Below are 18435 nucleotides of genomic sequence, written 5' to 3'. Positions count from 1 at the left end.
CAGCAGGCTCACCATGAAAGCGCTGGAAATGGCATGGGAAACCCGTGGTAAGCCCGGCGGGGTGATGTTCCACAGCGATCAGGGCAGTCATTATACGAGCAGGCAGTTCCGGCAGTTATTGTGGCGATACCAGATCAGACAGAGTATGAGCCGGCGCGGAAACTGCTGGGATAACAGCCCAATGGAACGCTTCTTCAGGAGTCTGAAGAACGAATGGATGCCGGTGGTGGGTTACGTAAGCTTCAGCGAGGCAGCTCACGCCATAACGGACTATATCGTTGGATATTACAGCGCACTAAGACCGCACGAATATAACGGTGGGTTACCCCCAAACGAATCGGAAAATCGATACTGGAAAAACTCTAACTCGGTGGCCAGTTTTTGTTGACCACTTCAGAATTAACCTCGTCGCTGAAAGGTAAACCTGTTTCTGCGCAGCTAACGGTAGGCGTGGTCGATGAAATGATCTACGCGCTGCAACCAGAAATCGCGCCGAATATCGGCAAATTTTTCTATCCGCTGGGGCGTAACAATGTGCGTACCAGCTCCAGTCTGTCGTTTATCAGCTATGACCAGGCGCTCTCCAGCGAGCCGGTTGCGCCTGGCGCGACTAACCGCAGCGAGCGGCGAGTAAAAATGCTTGAACGTCCACGGCGTGAAGAGGTGGATACCGCGGCATGGATGCCGTCACTCACAACCGATAAACAAGGCAAAGCGTATTTCACGTTCCTGATGCCTGATTCGTTAACCCGCTGGCGTATCACCGCGCGTGGGATGAACGGCGACGGGCTGGTCGGGCAGGGGCGTGCTTATCTGCGTTCGGAAAAAAATCTCTACATGAAGTGGAGTATGCCAACGGTGTATCGCGTGGGCGACAAACCGGCGGCAGGACTGTTTATCTTCAGTCAGCAGGATAACGAACCGGTGGCGCTGGTGACTAAATTTGCAGGCGCTGAGATGCGCCAGACGCTGACGCTGCACAAAGGGGCGAATTATATTTCGCTGACGCAGAATATTCAGCAATCTGGCTTGTTAAGTGCAGAACTGCAACAAAATGGGCAAGTGCAGGACAGCATTAGCACAAAACTGTCTTTTGTGGACAACAGCTGGCCCGTTGAACAGCAGAAAAATGTCATGCTCGGCGGTGGCGAGAACGCGCTGATGTTGCCCGAGCAGGCGAGTAATATCCGGCTACAAAGTAGTGAAACGCCGCAGGAGATTTTCCGCAACAATCTTGATGCGTTAGTCGATGAACCGTGGGGTGGGGTGATCAACACCGGTAGCCGTCTGATCCCGCTCAGTCTCGCCTGGCGTTCGCTTGCCGATCATCAAAGTGCCGCCGCTAACGACATTCGTCAGATGATTCAGGATAACCGTCTGCGGCTGATGCAACTGGCGGGGCCCGGAGCGCGCTTTACCTGGTGGGGTGAAGATGGCAATGGTGACGCCTTCCTTACGGCATGGGCATGGTACGCCGACTGGCAGGCCAGCCAGGCGCTCGGCGTAACGCAACAACCGGAATACTGGCAGCATATGCTCGACAGTTATGCCGAGCAGGCGGATAATATGCCGTTATTGCATCGGGCGCTGGTGCTGGCGTGGGCACAGGAGATGAATCTGCCGTGCAAAACGTTGTTGAAAGGGGGGGATGAAGCTATCGCCCGGCGCGGAACTAAAGATGAAGATTTCTCTGAGGAAGACATCCGCGATATCAATGACAGCCTGATCCTCGATACACCGGAATCTCCACTGGCAGATGCGGTGGCAAACGTCTTAACCATGACGTTGCTGAAAAAAGCGCAGTTGAAGTCCACGGTGATGCCACAGGTTCAGCAATATGCGTGGGATAAAGCGGCAAACAGCAATCAGCCGCTGGCGCACACGGTTGTGCTGCTCAATAGCGGTGGTGACGCTACCCAGACGGCCGCTATTTTAATGGTTTGACCGCTGAGCAATCCACTATTGAGCGCGCGCTGGCCATGAACTGGCTGGCGAAATATATGGCGACAATGCCTCCAGTTGTTTTGCCTGCGCCTGCGGGCGCATGGGCTAAACATAAGTTAACTGGAGGGGGCGAAGACTGGCGTTGGGTTGGTTAGGGTGTGCCGGACATTCTCTCTTTTGGTGACGAATTATCGCCGCAAATGTGCAGGTCCGCTGGCGTGAACCGGCAAAAACGGCTCAACAAAGTAACATTCCGGTGACCGTTGAACGCCAGTTGTATCGGCTTATCCCCGGTGAAGAAGAGATGAGCTTTACTCTGCAGCCGGTGACCAGCAATGAGATTGACAGCGATGCGCTGTATCTCGATGAAATTACGCTTACCAGCGAGCAGGATGCAGTTCTGCGCTATGGTCAGGTGGAAGTACCGCTCCCGCCGGGAGCTGACGTTGAGCGCACAACATGGGGCATTTCAGTCAATAAACCCAACGCCGCGAAACAGCAGGGGCAATTGCTGGAAAAAGCGCGTAATGAAATGGGCGAACTGGCCTATATGGTGCCGGTGAAAGAACTGACGGGAACGGTCACTTTCCGCCATTTGCTGCGCTTCTCGCAAAAAGGGCAATTCGTTCTGCCTCCTGCTCGTTATGTGCGTTCCTATGCACCTGCGCAGCAAAGTGTCGCGGCAGGGAGTGAATGGACCGGGATGCAGGTGAAATAAGTGAACTGGCGCAGAATCGTCTGGCTATTGGCGTTGGTTACTCTGCCAACGCTTGCGGAGGAGACGCCGTTACAACTGGTGCTGCGCGGTGCGCAGCACGATCAACTGTATCAGCTGTCGTCATCAGGCGTGACCAAAGTCTCAGCATTACCTGACTCGCTCACCACGCCGTTAGGGAGTTTGTGGAAACTGTATGTTTACGCCTGGCTGGAGGATACCCATCAACCGGAGCAGCCCTACCAGTGTCGCGGAAACTCCCCGGAAGAGGTTTATTGTTGTCAGGCTGGGGAGAGCATAACGCGCGATACCGCGCTGGTACGTTCCTGTGGGCTCTATTTTGCGCCGCAGCGGTTGCATATTGGCGCAGATGTGTGGGGGCAATACTGGCAACAGCGTCAGGCACCTGCGTGGTTAGCGTCTCTTACAACGCTGAAGCCAGAAACCTCGGTAACGGTTAAATCGCTGCTTGATTCATTAGCGACGTTACCTGCGCAAAACAAAGCTCAGGAAGTCTTACTGGATGTGGTGCTGGACGAGGCGAAAATCGGTGTCGCATCCATGCTCGGTAGTCGGGTACGGGTGAAAACCTGGAGCTGGTTTGCCGATGATAAACAGGAAATCCGTCAGGGTGGTTTTGCTGGCTGGTTAACCGATGGTACACCGCTGTGGGTTACTGGCAGTGGCACCAGCAAAACGGTACTAACCCGTTATGCGACGGTGCTTAATCGGGTTTTGCCAGTGCCGACGCAGGTTGCCAGTGGGCAATGTGTAGAGGTGGAGCTGTTTGCCCGCTATCCGCTGAAGAAAATCACAGCGGAAAAGAGTACGACGGCAGTAAAACCCAGCGTACTTAATGGGCGCTATCGTGTGACGTTTACTAATGGTAACCACATTACGTTTGTCAGCCACGGTGAGACGACCTTACTGAGCGAAAAGGGCAAACTGAAATTGCAGTCGCATCTCGATCGTGAAGAGTACGTTGCCAGAGTTCTGGATCGCGAGGCGAAAAGTACGCCACCTGAGGCAGCGAAAGCCATGACTGTGGCGATACGTACTTTTTTACAGCAAAACGCCAATCGGGAAGGTGATTGCCTGACCATCCCCGACAGCAGCGCCACGCAGCGTGTTTCTGCTTCGCCAGCGACCACGGGGGCGCGAACGATGACCGCCTGGACGCAGGAGCTCATCTATGCAGGCGATCCGGTTCATTATCATGGCAGTCGCGCTACCGAAGGGACACTTTCCTGGCGGCAAGCCACGGCCCAGGCGGGGCAGGGGGAGCGTTACGACCAGATACTCGCGTTTGCTTATCCCGACAACAGCCTTAGCCGCTGGGGAGCTCCACGCTCAACCTGCCAGTTATTACCCAAAGCGAAAGCCTGGCTGGCGAAAAAAATGCCGCAGTGGCGGCGTATATTACAAGGCGAGACGGGGTACAACGAACCAGACGTGTTTGCGGTCTGTCGTTTAGTCTCAGGTTTCCCCTATACCGATCGGCAGCAGAAACGGCTGTTTATTCGTAACTTCTTTACGCTTCAGGATCGGCTGGATTTAACCCATGAGTATCTGCACTTGGCCTTTGATGGTTATCCCACCGGGCTTGATGAGAACTATATCGAAACGCTGACCCGACAATTATTAATGGACTAATGCTATGCGAAAGATTTTTCTTCCGTTGTTACTGGTGGCACTTTCGCCTGTCGCTCACAGTGAAGGTGTGCAGGAAGTCGAGATTGACGCACCGCTCTCTGGCTGGCATCCGGCAGAGGGCGAAGATGCCAGTTTTTCACAATCGATCAATTACCCGGCGTCGTCCGTCAACATGGCAGATGATCAAAATATCTCAGCGCAGATCCGCGGCAAAATAAAGAATTATGCTGCGGCGGGTAAAGTTCAGCAGGGCCGGCTGGTGGTCAACGGTGCCAGTATGCCGCAGAGAATTGAATCCGATGGTTCATTTGCACGCCCTTATATTTTCACTGAAGGCAGCAACAGCGTGCAGGTCATCAGCCCGGATGGGCAAAGCCGGCAAAAAATGCAGTTTTACTCAACGCCGGGTACAGGAACTATTCGTGCACGTTTACGGCTGGTTCTCTCGTGGGATACGGACAATACCGATCTCGATCTCCATGTTGTCACGCCCGATGGCGAACACGCCTGGTACGGTAACACCGTGCTGAAAAACAGTGGTGCACTGGATATGGATGTCACGACGGGGTACGGACCCGAGATTTTCGCCATGCCAGCACCAGTTCACGGGCGCTATCAGGTGTATATCAACTACTATGGTGGGCGCAGCGAAACGGAATTGACGACCGCCCAACTGACGCTGATCACCGATGAAGGATCGGTCAATGAGAAACAGGAAACATTTATTGTACCGATGCGTAATGCTGGCGAGCTGACGCTGGTGAAAAGTTTTGACTGGTGATCCATCCCTTCACACAACCTGGCTCTCTCTTTTTTCAGATAAGACTGCTGGGCGATCTGCCGACGCCAGGATATAACCATTAACAAGCGTCGGCAGATTGGTCATTTCTTATTTTTCGTACTGAGAACTGTCCATCTACTCCGGCTTTCCTGGTTAAGGCAATGGTTTCTAAGCGATACGCATTATTGCAATGGTGACAGAACATTGCGGTAACACGCTTTTACCGCTACCTTAACCACACTCCATCGGTCACCTGAGGCGGAGCTTCTCCCCTTTGAAATACCTTGCTTCTTTTCGTACAACCCTGAAAGCCTCGCGCTACATGTTCAGAGCATTGGCGTTAGTGCTCTGGCTGTTGATTGCTTTTTCATCCGTTTTTTACATCGTTAATGCGTTACATCAGCGAGAATCGGAAATTCGTCAGGAATTTAATCTGAGTTCCGATCAGGCTCAGCGCTTTATTCAACGCACCTCTGATGTGATGAAAGAGCTTAAGTACATCGCCGAAAATCGCTTATCGGCAGAAAACGGTGTGCTTTCCCCGCGTGGACGAGAAACGCAGGCGGATGTGCCTGCGTTTGAACCGCTGTTTGCCGACTCCGATTGTTCCGCAATGAGTAACACCTGGCGAGGTTCTCTGGAGTCATTGGCGTGGTTTATGCGCTACTGGCGCGATAATTTTTCTGCGGCTTACGATCTCAACCGGGTATTTTTAATCGGCAGTGATAACCTCTGCATGGCCAATTTCGGTCTGCGTGATATGCCAGTGGAACGCGATACCGCGTTGAAAGCGTTGCATGAACGCATCAATAAATATCGAAATGCACCACAAGATGATAGCGGCAGTAACCTCTACTGGATCAGCGAAGGTCCGCGCCCTTGCGTCGGGTATTTTTACGCGTTGACGCCAGTTTATCTGGCGAACCGGTTGCAGGCGCTTTTGGGTGTCGAGCAGACCATCCGGATGGAGAACTTTTTCTTACCGGGTACGTTGCCGATGGGGGTTACCATTCTTGATGAAAATGGTCATACCCTGATTTCGCTTACCGGACCAGAAAGTAAAATTAAGGGCGATCCTCGCTGGATGCAGGAACGCTCCTGGTTTGGCTATACGGAAGGGTTCCGGGAGCTGGTGCTGAAGAAAAATCTGCCACCCTCATCGCTAAGCATCGTGTATTCGGTGCCGGTTGATAAGGTGCTGGAACGCATTCGCATGTTGATCCTTAACGCAATTTTGCTGAATGTGCTTGCCGGAGCTGCATTGTTTACTCTCGCGCGGATGTACGAGCGACGTATTTTCATTCCGGCGGAAAGCGACGCCCTGCGACTGGAAGAACATGAGCAGTTCAATCGCAAGATTGTCGCCTCCGCGCCAGTGGGTATCTGCATTTTGCGTACCGCTGATGGCGTCAATATTTTAAGTAACGAACTGGCGCATACCTATCTCAATATGCTTACGCATGAGGACCGCCAACGACTGACGCAAATTATCTGTGGGCAGCAGGTCAATTTTGTTGATGTCCTGACCAGCAACAATACCAATCTGCAAATCAGCTTCGTCCATTCGCGCTATCGTAATGAAAACGTGGCCATTTGTGTGCTGGTGGATGTTTCTTCGCGCGTGAAGATGGAAGAGTCGTTGCAGGAGATGGCACAAGCAGCGGAACAGGCGAGCCAGTCAAAATCGATGTTCCTTGCCACCGTCAGTCATGAGCTGCGAACGCCGCTGTATGGCATTATCGGTAACCTGGATCTGTTGCAAACCAAAGAGTTACCGAAAGGCGTCGATCGTCTGGTGACGGCAATGAACAACTCTTCCAGCCTGTTGTTGAAAATTATCAGCGATATTCTCGATTTCTCGAAGATTGAATCGGAACAGTTGAAGATCGAACCGCGTGAGTTTTCACCGCGTGAAGTGATGAACCACATCACCGCCAACTATTTACCGCTGGTGGTACGCAAGCAGTTAGGCTTGTACTGCTTTATTGAACCGGATGTGCCAGTGGCCTTAAATGGCGACCCGATGCGTTTACAGCAGGTCATCTCCAACCTGTTGAGTAACGCCATAAAATTCACCGATACCGGCTGTATAGTTTTGCATGTTCGCGCTGATGGCGATTATCTCTCTATCCGTGTTCGCGATACCGGCGTGGGGATTCCGGCGAAAGAAGTGGTGCGCTTGTTTGATCCCTTCTTCCAGGTTGGAACGGGCGTACAGCGAAACTTCCAGGGGACCGGTCTGGGTCTGGCGATTTGTGAAAAACTGATCAGCATGATGGACGGCGATATCTCGGTAGATTCAGAACCGGGAATGGGCAGCCAGTTTACCGTGCGTATTCCGTTGTACGGCGCTCAGTACCCGCAGAAAAAAGGCGTGGAAGGGTTGAGTGGTAAACGCTGCTGGCTGGCGGTCCGCAATGCGTCGCTCTGTCAGTTCCTGGAAACCAGTTTGCAGCGCAGCGGCATCGTCGTTACAACATACGAAGGGCAGGAACCGACTCCCGAAGATGTGTTAATCACTGACGAGGTAGTGAGTAAAAAATGGCAGGGCAGAGCGGTAGTGACCTTCTGTCGTCGCCATATTGGTATTCCGCTGGAGAAAGCGCCAGGGGAGTGGGTACACAGTGTGGCTGCTCCGCATGAGCTACCGGCATTGTTGGCGCGTATTTATTTGATCGAGATGGAGAGCGACGATCCTGCTAACGCTCTGCCGTCGACGGACAAAGCGGTCAGCGATAACGACGATATGATGATTCTGGTCGTGGATGATCATCCGATTAACCGACGTCTGCTGGCAGATCAGTTGGGATCGTTGGGCTATCAATGTAAAACCGCGAATGATGGCGTCGATGCGCTTAATGTACTTAGTAAGAATCATATTGATATCGTGCTTAGCGACGTCAACATGCCAAATATGGATGGTTACCGCTTGACGCAACGCATTCGTCAGTTGGGACTGACGTTGCCGGTAATCGGAGTAACTGCTAATGCGTTGGCTGAAGAGAAGCAGCGGTGTCTGGAGTCCGGTATGGACAGCTGCCTCTCGAAGCCGGTAACGCTGGATGTGATAAAACAGACGCTGACGGTATATGCCGAGAGGGTCAGGAAATCGCGGGATTCGTAGGACGGATAAGGCGTTTACGCCGCATCCGGCATTCAGTGCAAATGCCAGATAAGACACTGACGCGTCTTATCTGGCCTACTTTAATGTAATCTGTTGAAATAATGGGAATCGTAGGCCGGATAAGGCGTTTACGCCGCATCCGGCAATCGGTGCAAATGCCAGATAAGACACTAACGCGTCTTATCTGGCCTACAGATGATTAGTCTTTATCTGCCGGACTTAAGGTCACAGAAGAGAGATAATTCAGCAGGGCGATATCGTTCTCGACGCCCAGCTTCATCATCGCAGATTTCTTCTGGCTACTGATGGTTTTAATACTGCGGTTCAGCTTTTTAGCGATCTCGGTCACTAGGAAGCCTTCCGCAAACAGGCGCAGAACTTCACTCTCTTTTGGCGAGAGACGCTTGTCACCGTAACCACCAGCACTGATTTTTTCCAACAGGCGAGAAACGCTTTCCGGGGTAAATTTCTTCCCTTTCTGCAGCGCGGCGAGAGCTTTCGGCAGATCGGTCGGTGCACCTTGTTTCAGCACGATCCCTTCGATATCCAGATCCAATACCGCACTAAGAATCGCCGGGTTGTTGTTCATAGTCAGAACAATGATCGACAGGCTTGGGAAATGGCGCTTGATGTACTTGATTAAGGTAATGCCATCGCCGTACTTATCGCCAGGCATGGAGAGATCGGTAATCAACACATGCGCATCCAGTTTCGGCAGGTTGTTGATCAGTGCTGTAGAGTCTTCAAATTCGCCGACAACATTCACCCACTCAATTTGCTCAAGTGATTTGCGAATACCGAACAAGACTATCGGATGGTCATCGGCAATAATTACGTTCATATTGTTCATGTAATAGGCTACCTTGCTACAGCAAGCTCTTGACATAACTGTCAATGTCGCTGATGTATTTTTCTATTCCTGGAACATCCTTCTCACGAATCAGATGTTCCAGCGTTTCACATAACTGCTTGCCGGGTACCAGATTTAGCATGGCAAATACGCCTTTAAGACGATGAGCCGTTTGGGCTAACGCAGCAAAGTCACTGGTTGCTGCTTCAGTATACAGCCTCTTAACATCATCCGGTACTGTGTCTACAAAGAGCGCATAATAGCCGCTGGCATGGAGTTGCGCATTTTCATCTCCGCCCAGAGGCGATTCTGTCACCTCTTCCTGTGCCAGTTGCACTTCAATTAATTGTAAGACCGCTTCCTGCATAGCGTTGCTCATATTGAAGTTGACGCACAATTGACCAGGCCCAATTTCTCGTACGCCAGACTCATCATCGCTTAAAAGCAAGCCAGAGGCAGTAAGATTAGACGGATTATCCGTTAAAAAGATATCATAATCTTGACTAATTAATCTTTCATCGGGTGTGATACAGGTTGCACCCCAATTTTCTAACAGGCGAGTGACAATATTCCGAATTTCTGCCGAAGTAACATCCACCATTACGCAGACATCATCCAGTAAACGCTCTTCTTCCTCTTCAACTTCCGGGTCAGCGGCGAGCATTTTGATATGCACAGAGTAGCGTGTACCAAGCCCATCCCGCGTTTTGATGTTTAAATGACCGCCCAGTTTACGTGCCAGTTGATCGCTCAGCCAGAATGCCAGCGGGTCCGCCTTTCCATAACGATCGTTTTGGGTCTGGTTGATAAACGGGAAGTGCAAATTATCCATTTCATGAATACTTACGCCTTCTCCCGTGTCCAGAATGCGGAATGTCAGGCGGTCTTCAGAGGACTCATCCTGATCAACCTCAAGGGTGATTTTTCCCAATTGCGTTGAGGTCACGGCATATTGCATCAGTAGCAGCAAAATACGTCGTAAGGCATCGCGATCGCCGCGGCGCATATCGTGTGCTTTCAGATGATTGTTAATCAGCAGTTGCAGACCTTTACGCTTGATGGCAGGCAACACTGAAGGCACAACTTCATCAATTAAATCCTGCACGGAGAACAGCACCGTCTCACTTTTCCAGCTATCATCCGCAAGCATGTTCGCTAACTGTATTTCTTCGACCAGCCGCACCAGCACATCTGCCTGATTCGCCAGTTGTTTGCTTTCCGGGGCGTTGAGTTTAGCCGCACTCTCCGCCAGGGACTGTGCGGGTTCTTTCAGCGCATCGCCAATGTTTTTCATAAAGGTCATCCGCCCCTGCTGGTTTTTCTCATACAGACGCTGCGCCTGCTTGAGTTTCTTGTTTACCAGCACTTCGCGATCCTGATCGCGAATAATGAAAATTTGTGTGCGCGGCGCGACCTGGCTGCGGAACATGCGGATCTCATACAGCTCGTTATTGATCGTCGCCTGAATAATCCCCTGATGCTGTTCCGCCATGGTGGTGATGTTTTGCAGATTCAGATGCGGCAGCAAATGATCGGCAATTTTGTTACTTATGACAGTGCGGTTCGATTCCTGATCGTGAACCAGCAGGCCGAGCGGCAACAGTGAGACTATCTCTTCATTGATTGCCCGTAAAATGCGCAATTCGTTATTGACCGCCGTGCTGGGGACGCTTTCTGTACTGCGGCTGGAGAAATGGCGGAATGTGGTATAGCCAAATAACGCCAGCGCCAGCAAACCGATGTTCAGCAGCAGTGGCAGCAGAATGTTTTGCAACGTATCCAGCAATAAGGTGCCATAAGGAACCTGCCAGACCAGGCGCATATCGGTAGAGTTGAGTGCCGAGGAGATTTCAATCTTCGTACTGTTAAAGTGGATACTGACGCTATCCGTCCCTTCTTTCTCATTATCATTGTTTCCCGTTGCCGTCGCGTCTGGCTCAAGGCGGAAACTGTCCAGCGGCATACCCGGTGGGATCAAATCATTAATCGGCAGATCAAAAGCCACGACCGTTGCCAGATGTCCCGGCTGGTTGAACGTGGTACGCAAGGTAAAGTAATGACCGTTCTGCCAGGCTAGGCGGCGCATGTTAGAAAAACTTTCGCGTTCATCGAGGGCGTTGGCCTGTTGTAACATTTCTGCACGACGTGAATCAACAATGTCACTGACGGTCGATTCTTTAAATCCGGAGGTGAGATCTTTAAGGGGTAGGGTTGAGATCAGCACCAGACTGTTATCCTGACCATTCAGGTAATACATCGACCACGGTACATTTTCTGCACCCCACAATGTATCCAGATAAGTGGACATCCGCTGAGTCATCTCAAGCGTTGAGTTGTCGTGAGAGCCAAAGATTAACGCTTCCGTTTTGCGGCGTGGTTTCTCCAGATAGTAGACATCCTGTTTCAGGCGCGTCTCTTGTAAACCTTCGCCGGAGGAGGGGGAGGTCGTCGCGGCAATGTTGTCGTAGATCTGCCTGGTCACGTAACGCCAGGTATCGACGCGCTTTTGGATTGCGTGGGTAATGTCGACAATCTGGTAACTTTTATCTTTCAGCCAAGCGTTAACGGCACTTTGTACCATTACCCCCATCGTCACCAGTAACACAATGATCAACAGTAAAAAGAAGCGGGTAATGCTCCCCGGTAGGAGTGAAAAGCGGGTCGTGGCCGTTGTCTCTTTCTGACGCATTCGTGTTTATGACCTGTTAAAACTTCGCGAAGTGATAGGGCAGTATAAAGGGTACAGTGTGAAATTCCAGACTCTTACCTGATTGATGATTCTCTATTCTCCCGTGATATTTATCATCCTGTATGGGGGGAAATAGATGTACAAGCGCCATTTTGCTGTACAAATAACCTACAAAAAGCCCAACGAAATTAATTGCAAATAAACAAAGATTGCTGGAAATTATGCTGATGTTAATTATTTGTGAAATAGTTAACAAGCGTTATAGTTTTTCTGTGGTAGCACAGAATAATGAAAAGTGTGTAAAGAAGGGTAAAAAAACCGAATGCGAGGCATCCGGTTGAAATAGGGGTAAACAGACATTCAGAAATGAATGACGGTAATAAATAAAGTTAATGATGATAGCGGGAGTTATTCTAGTTGCGAGTGAAGGTTTTGTTTTGACATTCAGTGCTGTCAAATACTTAAGAATAAGTTATTGATTTTAACCTTGAATTATTATTGCTTGATGTTAGGTGCTTATTTCGCCATTCCGCAATAATCTTAAAAAGTTCCCTTGTATTTACATTTTGAAACGTCTATAGCGATAAATGAAACATCTTAAAAGTTTTAGTATCATATTCGTGTTGGATTATTCTGCATTTTTGGGGAGAATGGACTTGCCGACTGATTAATGAGGGTTAATCAGTATGCAGTGGCATAAAAAAGCAAATAAAGGCATATAACAGAGGGTTAATAACATGAAAGTTAAAGTACTGTCCCTCCTGGTCCCAGCTCTGCTGGTAGCAGGCGCAGCAAACGCTGCTGAAGTTTACAACAAAGACGGCAACAAATTAGATCTGTACGGTAAAGTAGACGGCCTGCACTATTTCTCTGACGACAAGTCTGTAGATGGCGACCAGACCTACATGCGTCTTGGCTTCAAAGGTGAAACTCAGGTTACTGACCAGCTGACCGGTTACGGCCAGTGGGAATATCAGATCCAGGGCAACAGCGCTGAAAACGAAAACAACTCCTGGACCCGTGTGGCATTCGCAGGTCTGAAATTCCAGGATGTAGGTTCTTTCGACTACGGTCGTAACTACGGCGTAGTTTACGACGTAACTTCCTGGACCGACGTACTGCCAGAATTCGGTGGTGACACTTACGGTTCTGACAACTTCATGCAGCAGCGTGGTAACGGCTTCGCAACCTACCGTAGCACCGACTTCTTTGGTCTGGTTGACGGTCTGAACTTCGCTGTTCAGTATCAGGGCAAAAACGGTAGCCCGGAAGGTGAAGGCATGACCAACAACGGTCGTGAAGCTCTGCGTCAGAACGGTGACGGCGTTGGCGGTTCTATTACTTATGATTACGAAGGCTTCGGTATCGGTGCTGCAGTTTCCAGCTCCAAACGTACTGATGACCAGAACTTCGGTCTGAACCGTTATGATGAGCGTTACATCGGTAATGGCGACCGCGCTGAAACCTACACCGGTGGTCTGAAATACGACGCGAACAACATCTACCTAGCTGCTCAGTACACCCAGACCTACAACGCAACTCGCGTAGGCAACTTGGGTTGGGCGAACAAAGCACAGAACTTCGAAGCTGTTGCTCAGTACCAGTTCGACTTCGGTCTGCGTCCGTCCCTGGCTTACCTGCAGTCTAAAGGTAAAAACCTGGGTGTCATCAATGGTCGTAACTACGACGACGAAGATATCCTGAAATATGTTGATGTTGGTGCGACCTACTACTTCAACAAAAACATGTCCACCTACGTTGACTACAAAATCAACCTGCTGGACGACAACCAGTTCACTCGTGACGCTGGCATCAACACTGATAACATCGTAGCTCTGGGTCTGGTTTACCAGTTCTAATCTCGATGGATATCGAACAAAGGGCCTGCGGGCCCTTTTTTCATTGTTTTCAGCGTACAAACACAGTTTTTTGGTGTACTCTTGCGACCGTTCGCATGAGGATAATCACGTATGGAAATAAGCTTTACCCGCGTGGCACTGCTGGTTGCCGCGCTCTTCTTTGTTGGTTGCGATCAAAAACCACAACCCGCCAAAACCCACGCTACTGAAGTTACCGTTCTTGAAGGCAAAACCATGGGTACCTTCTGGCGTGCCAGCATCCCGGGCATTGATGCCAAACGCAGTGCCGAACTTAAAGAAAAGATTCAGACCCAGCTGGACGCCGACGATCAGCTGCTTTCGACCTATAAAAAAGATTCCGCGCTGATGCGCTTTAACGACTCGCAAAGTTTGTCGCCGTGGCCGGTAAGTGAAGCGATGGCCGATATCGTCACCACCTCGCTGCGCATTGGGGCAAGGACCGATGGTGCGATGGATATTACCGTCGGGCCGCTGGTGAATCTGTGGGGCTTTGGCCCGGAACAACAGCCGGTTCAAATTCCGAGCCAGGAACAGATCGATGCGATGAAAGCCAAAACCGGCTTACAGCACCTGACGGTCATCAATCAGTCGCATCAGCAATATCTGCAAAAAGACCTGCCGGATTTATATGTCGATCTCTCCACCGTCGGTGAAGGTTATGCGGCGGATCACCTGGCACGCTTGATGGAGCAGGAAGGGATTTCCCGCTATCTGGTGTCGGTGGGCGGCGCGCTGAACAGCCGTGGTATGAACGGTGAAGGCCAGCCGTGGCGGGTAGCGATTCAAAAACCAACCGATAAAGAAAACGCGGTTCAGGCTGTGGTGGATATCAACGGTCATGGGATTAGCACCTCTGGCAGCTACCGTAACTATTACGAACTGGACGGCAAACGTCTTTCCCATGTTATCGATCCGCAAACCGGGCGTCCCATCGAACACAATCTGGTATCCGTGACGGTGATTGCTCCGACGGCGCTGGAAGCCGATGCCTGGGATACTGGCTTGATGGTACTCGGGCCGGAGAAAGCCAAAGAGGTTGTTCGCCGGGAAGGGCTGGCGGTTTATATGATCACCAAAGAAGGCGATAGCTTTAAAACCTGGATGTCACCACAGTTTAAAAGCTTCCTTGTCAGCGAAAAAAATTAAAGCGCAAGATTGTTGGTTTTTGCGTGATGGTGACCGGGCAGACTAAAGGCTATCCTTAACCAGGGAGCTGATTATGAAAAACGCCACATGCTTAACTGACGATCAACGCTGGCAATCTGTCTTAGCCCGCGACCCGAATGCCGACGGCGAATTCGTTTTCGCCGTGCGCACCACGGGTATCTTTTGCCGTCCTTCTTGCCGCGCCAGACATGCCTTGCGGGAAAATGTCTCCTTCTACGCAAATGCCAGCGAGGCACTCGCCGCCGGATTTCGCCCCTGCAAACGTTGTCAGCCAGACAAAGCCAATCCCCGGCAACATCGGTTGGATAAAATCACCCACGCGTGTCGACTGCTGGAACAGGAAACGCCTGTAACGCTGGAAGCCTTAGCCGACCAGGTGGCGATGAGTCCATTTCATCTACATCGGTTGTTTAAAGCTACTACCGGAATGACGCCTAAAGCCTGGCAACAGGCCTGGCGCGCTCGCCGTTTGCGCGAATCGCTGGCGAAAGGGGAGAGCGTGACGACGTCTATTCTTAACGCCGGATTCCCCGACAGCAGCAGTTACTACCGCAAAGCCGATGAAACGCTGGGCATGACGGCTAAACAATTCCGTCACGGTGGCGAAAATCTGGCGGTGCGTTACGCGCTGGCTGATTGTGAGCTGGGTCGTTGCCTGGTGGCAGAAAGCGAGCGGGGGATTTGCGCGATATTGCTGGGCGATGATGACGCGACATTAATCAGCGAGTTGCAGCAGATGTTTCCCGCTGCCGACAACGCGCCTGCCGATCTGACGTTTCAGCAACATGTGCGTGAAGTGATCGCCAGCCTCAATCAACGCGATACGCCGCTGACGTTACCGCTGGATATTCGCGGCACTGCTTTTCAGCAACAAGTCTGGCAGGCACTGCGCACGATACCTTGTGGTGAAACCGTCAGTTATCAGCAACTGGCTAACGCCATCGGCAAACCGAAAGCGGTACGGGCCGTTGCCAGCGCCTGTGCCGCCAACAAGCTGGCTATCGTAATACCCTGTCATCGGGTGGTCCGTGGTGATGGCACACTTTCCGGTTACCGCTGGGGCGTGTCGCGTAAAGCGCAACTGCTGCGCCGCGAAGCTGAAAATGAGGAGAGGTAATGTTGGATCTGTTTGCCGATGCTGAACCGTGGCAAGAGCCACTGGCGGCTGGTGCGGTAATTTTACGGCGTTTTGCTTTTAATGCTGCGGAGCAACTAATCCGCGATATTAATGACGTTGCCAGCCAGTCGCCGTTTCGCCAGATGGTCGCTCCAGGCGGATATACCATGTCGGTGGCGATGACCAACTGTGGGCATCTGGGCTGGACGACCCATCGGCAAGGTTATCTCTATTCGCCCATTGATCCGCAAACAAATAAACCGTGGCCCGCTATGCCACAAAGCTTTCATGATTTATGTCAACGTGCGGCTACGGCGGCGGGCTATCCAGATTTCCAGCCAGATGCTTGTCTTATCAACCGCTACGCTCCTGGCGCGAAACTGTCGCTGCATCAGGATAAAGACGAACCGGATCTGCGCGCGCCAATTGTTTCTGTTTCTCTGGGCTTACCCGCGATTTTTCAATTTGGTGGCCTGAAACGTAATGATCCGCTCAAACGTTTGTTGTTGGAACATGGCGATGTGGTGGTATGGGGCGGTGAATCGCGGCTGTTTTATCACGGTATTCAACCGTTGAAAGCGGGGTTTCATCCACTCACCACCGACTGCCGCTACAACCTGACATTCCGTCAGGCAGGTAAAAAAGAATAAAAATAAGAATTATTATTGCTGTGCGCGCGAAGATGTTTAAACTGCGGGCTGTAATTCATTGTCCGGGTTTTCTGCATGGAACTTCTTGTACTTGTCTGGCGGCAGTATCGCTGGCCATTTATCAGTGTGATGGCGCTAAGCCTCGCCAGTGCGGCATTAGGCATTGGCTTAATTGCTTTTATCAATCAGCGCCTTATCGAAACGGCGGATACCAGTCTGCTGGTGTTACCGGAGTTTCTGGGATTATTGCTGCTGTTGATGGCAGTCACTCTCGGATCGCAACTGGCGCTCACCACTTTGGGGCATCACTTCGTTTACCGACTGCGTAGTGAATTTATCAAGCGGATTCTGGATACCCACGTCGAGCGCATTGAACAACTCGGTAGCGCCTCGTTGCTGGCGGGATTAACCAGCGATGTGCGCAATATCACCATTGCTTTTGTGCGTCTGCCGGAACTGGGGCAGGGGATCATTCTCACTATCGGTTCATCGGCGTATCTGTGGATGCTGTCGGGCAAAATGTTGCTGGTAACGGCTATCTGGATGGCGATCACCATCTGGGGCGGTTTTGTGCTGGTGGCGCGGGTGTACAAACATATGGCGACCCTACGTGAAACCGAAGACAAGCTGTACACGGATTTTCAAACTGTACTTGAAGGGCGCAAAGAGCTGACTCTGAACCGGGAACGCGCCGAGTATGTGTTTAACAACCTCTACATCCCCGATGCGCAAGAGTATCGCCATCATATTATTCGCGCAGACACCTTCCATCTTAGTGCCGTGAACTGGTCAAACATCATGATGCTGGGCGCTATCGGCCTGGTGTTCTGGATGGCGAACAGTCTCGGTTGGGCTGATACCAACGTTGCTGCGACCTATTCGTTGACGCTGTTATTCCTGCGTACGCCGCTGCTTTCGGCGGTTGGCGCATTGCCGACGCTGCTGACGGCGCAGGTGGCGTTTAACAAGCTGAACAAATTCGCGCTCGCGCCTTTCAAAGCTGAGTTTCCGCGCCCGCAGGCGTTTCCCAACTGGCAAACGCTGGAGCTGCGTAACGTGACGTTTGCTTATCAGGATAACGCGTTTTCCGTTGGTCCGATTAATCTCACCATCAAACGTGGCGAGCTGCTGTTTCTGATTGGCGGTAACGGTAGCGGAAAATCGACGCTGGCGATGTTGTTGACGGGCTTGTATCAGCCACAAAGCGGCGAAATCTTGCTGGATGGCAAACCTGTCAGCGGCGAACAACCGGAAGATTATCGCAAACTGTTTTCGGCAGTGTTTACCGATGTCTGGCTGTTTGATCAACTGCTGGGGCCGGAGGGGCAACCCGCTAACCCGCAACTGGTTGAGAAGTGGCTGGCGCAGCTGAAAATGGCTCATAAGCTTGAGTTAAGCAACGGGCGTATTGTTAACCTGAAGTTATCAAAAGGGCAGAAAAAACGCGTGGCGCTGTTGCTGGCGCTGGCAGAAGAACGCGATATTATCCTGCTGGATGAATGGGCGGTGGATCAGGATCCACACTTCCGTCGTGAGTTTTATCAGGTGTTGCTGCCGCTGATGCAGGAGATGGGTAAAACTATTTTCGCTATCAGTCATGATGATCATTACTTTATCCACGCCGACCGCCTGCTGGAAATGCGCAATGGGCAACTTAGCGAGCTGACGGGCGAAGAGCGCGATGCCGCTTCGCGTGATGCCGTTGCCCGGACGGCATAATATTACGACGCTGACCTGGCGGACTGCTGCCGTCAGGTCAATATGCTAAAAATCCCTTCATTTCTAATAACCCTATAATTAATCAACGAAATTATAATGTTTCTAAAATTAGAATATAATTTATAAACATTATTTAAATGTTGTTA

General features: G+C 51.2%; 13 protein-coding genes. 11 read left to right on the top strand and 2 right to left on the bottom strand.

What is annotated here, in order from left to right; translation table 11 throughout:
• The 6 genes from ABZJ92_RS04930 to rcsC form a co-directional block, all read left to right on the top strand.
• Window positions 1-388: DDE-type integrase/transposase/recombinase (locus ABZJ92_RS04930; RefSeq protein ID WP_047204332.1), on the top strand; the 388-nt coding region annotated here is incomplete at its 5' end.
• On the top strand, window positions 385-1944 hold the full coding sequence (locus ABZJ92_RS04925; RefSeq protein ID WP_005046839.1) for an alpha-2-macroglobulin family protein: 1560 nt from the start codon (window positions 385-387) through the stop codon (window positions 1942-1944). The genes ABZJ92_RS04930 and ABZJ92_RS04925, both read left to right, overlap by 4 nt.
• Window positions 1945-2146: 202 nt before the next feature.
• Window positions 2147-2662, top strand: a complete 516-nt coding sequence (locus tag ABZJ92_RS04920; RefSeq protein WP_005046832.1) for an alpha-2-macroglobulin family protein — start codon at window positions 2147-2149, stop codon at window positions 2660-2662.
• Window positions 2663-4312 carry a YfaQ family protein gene (locus ABZJ92_RS04915; protein WP_001104543.1) on the top strand — a complete coding sequence of 550 codons (1650 nt, stop codon included), beginning with the start codon at window positions 2663-2665 and terminating at the stop codon, window positions 4310-4312.
• A 4-nt stretch (window positions 4313-4316) separates the two neighbouring features.
• Window positions 4317-5093 (top strand): YfaP family protein, encoded by a 777-nt coding sequence (locus ABZJ92_RS04910; protein WP_001225855.1) that lies wholly within the window; start codon window positions 4317-4319, stop codon window positions 5091-5093.
• A gap of 274 nt (window positions 5094-5367) precedes the next feature.
• Complete coding sequence (gene rcsC / locus ABZJ92_RS04905) at window positions 5368-8217, top strand: two-component system sensor histidine kinase RcsC (RefSeq protein WP_000875997.1); 2850 nt, start codon at window positions 5368-5370, stop codon at window positions 8215-8217.
• Between the two features lie 199 nt (window positions 8218-8416).
• On the opposite strand, the gene rcsB is transcribed toward rcsC, so the two are convergent.
• Together rcsB and rcsD are read right to left on the bottom strand one after the other, a co-directional pair.
• Entirely contained in the window at window positions 8417-9067 is a 651-nt protein-coding gene (gene rcsB, locus ABZJ92_RS04900; RefSeq protein ID WP_001061917.1) for a response regulator transcription factor RcsB, read from the bottom strand.
• Window positions 9068-9083: 16 nt separating this feature from the next.
• Window positions 9084-11756: a phosphotransferase RcsD gene (rcsD, locus tag ABZJ92_RS04895; protein ID WP_001249092.1), complete on the bottom strand. Its 2673-nt coding sequence runs from the start codon at window positions 11754-11756 to the stop codon at window positions 9084-9086.
• A gap of 737 nt (window positions 11757-12493) precedes the next feature.
• Here rcsD and ompC point away from each other — a divergent pair.
• The 5 genes from ompC (at window position 12494) to yojI (ending at window position 18289) form a co-directional block, all read left to right on the top strand.
• The gene (gene ompC, locus ABZJ92_RS04890; RefSeq protein ID WP_000865562.1) at window positions 12494-13615 is read left to right on the top strand and encodes a porin OmpC; all 1122 of its coding nucleotides are present in this window, start codon (window positions 12494-12496) and stop codon (window positions 13613-13615) included.
• Window positions 13616-13726: 111 nt separating this feature from the next.
• Window positions 13727-14782 (top strand): FAD:protein FMN transferase ApbE, encoded by a 1056-nt coding sequence (apbE, locus tag ABZJ92_RS04885; RefSeq protein WP_000406130.1) that lies wholly within the window; start codon window positions 13727-13729, stop codon window positions 14780-14782.
• A 73-nt stretch (window positions 14783-14855) separates the two neighbouring features.
• Entirely contained in the window at window positions 14856-15920 is a 1065-nt protein-coding gene (gene ada / locus ABZJ92_RS04880; RefSeq protein ID WP_000786374.1) for a bifunctional DNA-binding transcriptional regulator/O6-methylguanine-DNA methyltransferase Ada, read from the top strand.
• Entirely contained in the window at window positions 15920-16570 is a 651-nt protein-coding gene (gene alkB / locus ABZJ92_RS04875; protein ID WP_000884947.1) for a DNA oxidative demethylase AlkB, read from the top strand. The genes ada and alkB overlap by 1 nt, the downstream gene beginning before the upstream one ends.
• A gap of 75 nt (window positions 16571-16645) precedes the next feature.
• Complete coding sequence (gene yojI / locus ABZJ92_RS04870) at window positions 16646-18289, top strand: microcin J25 efflux ABC transporter YojI (protein ID WP_000422172.1); 1644 nt, start codon at window positions 16646-16648, stop codon at window positions 18287-18289.
• Window positions 18290-18435: the final 146 nt, after the last annotated feature.

The organism is Shigella sp. FJ200513, from assembly GCF_040495915.1.
Classification (GTDB): Bacteria; Pseudomonadota; Gammaproteobacteria; order Enterobacterales; family Enterobacteriaceae; genus ECMA0423.
Note: the sequence above shows the minus strand (reverse complement) of the source record. Positions and strands in the feature narration are given on the sequence as shown.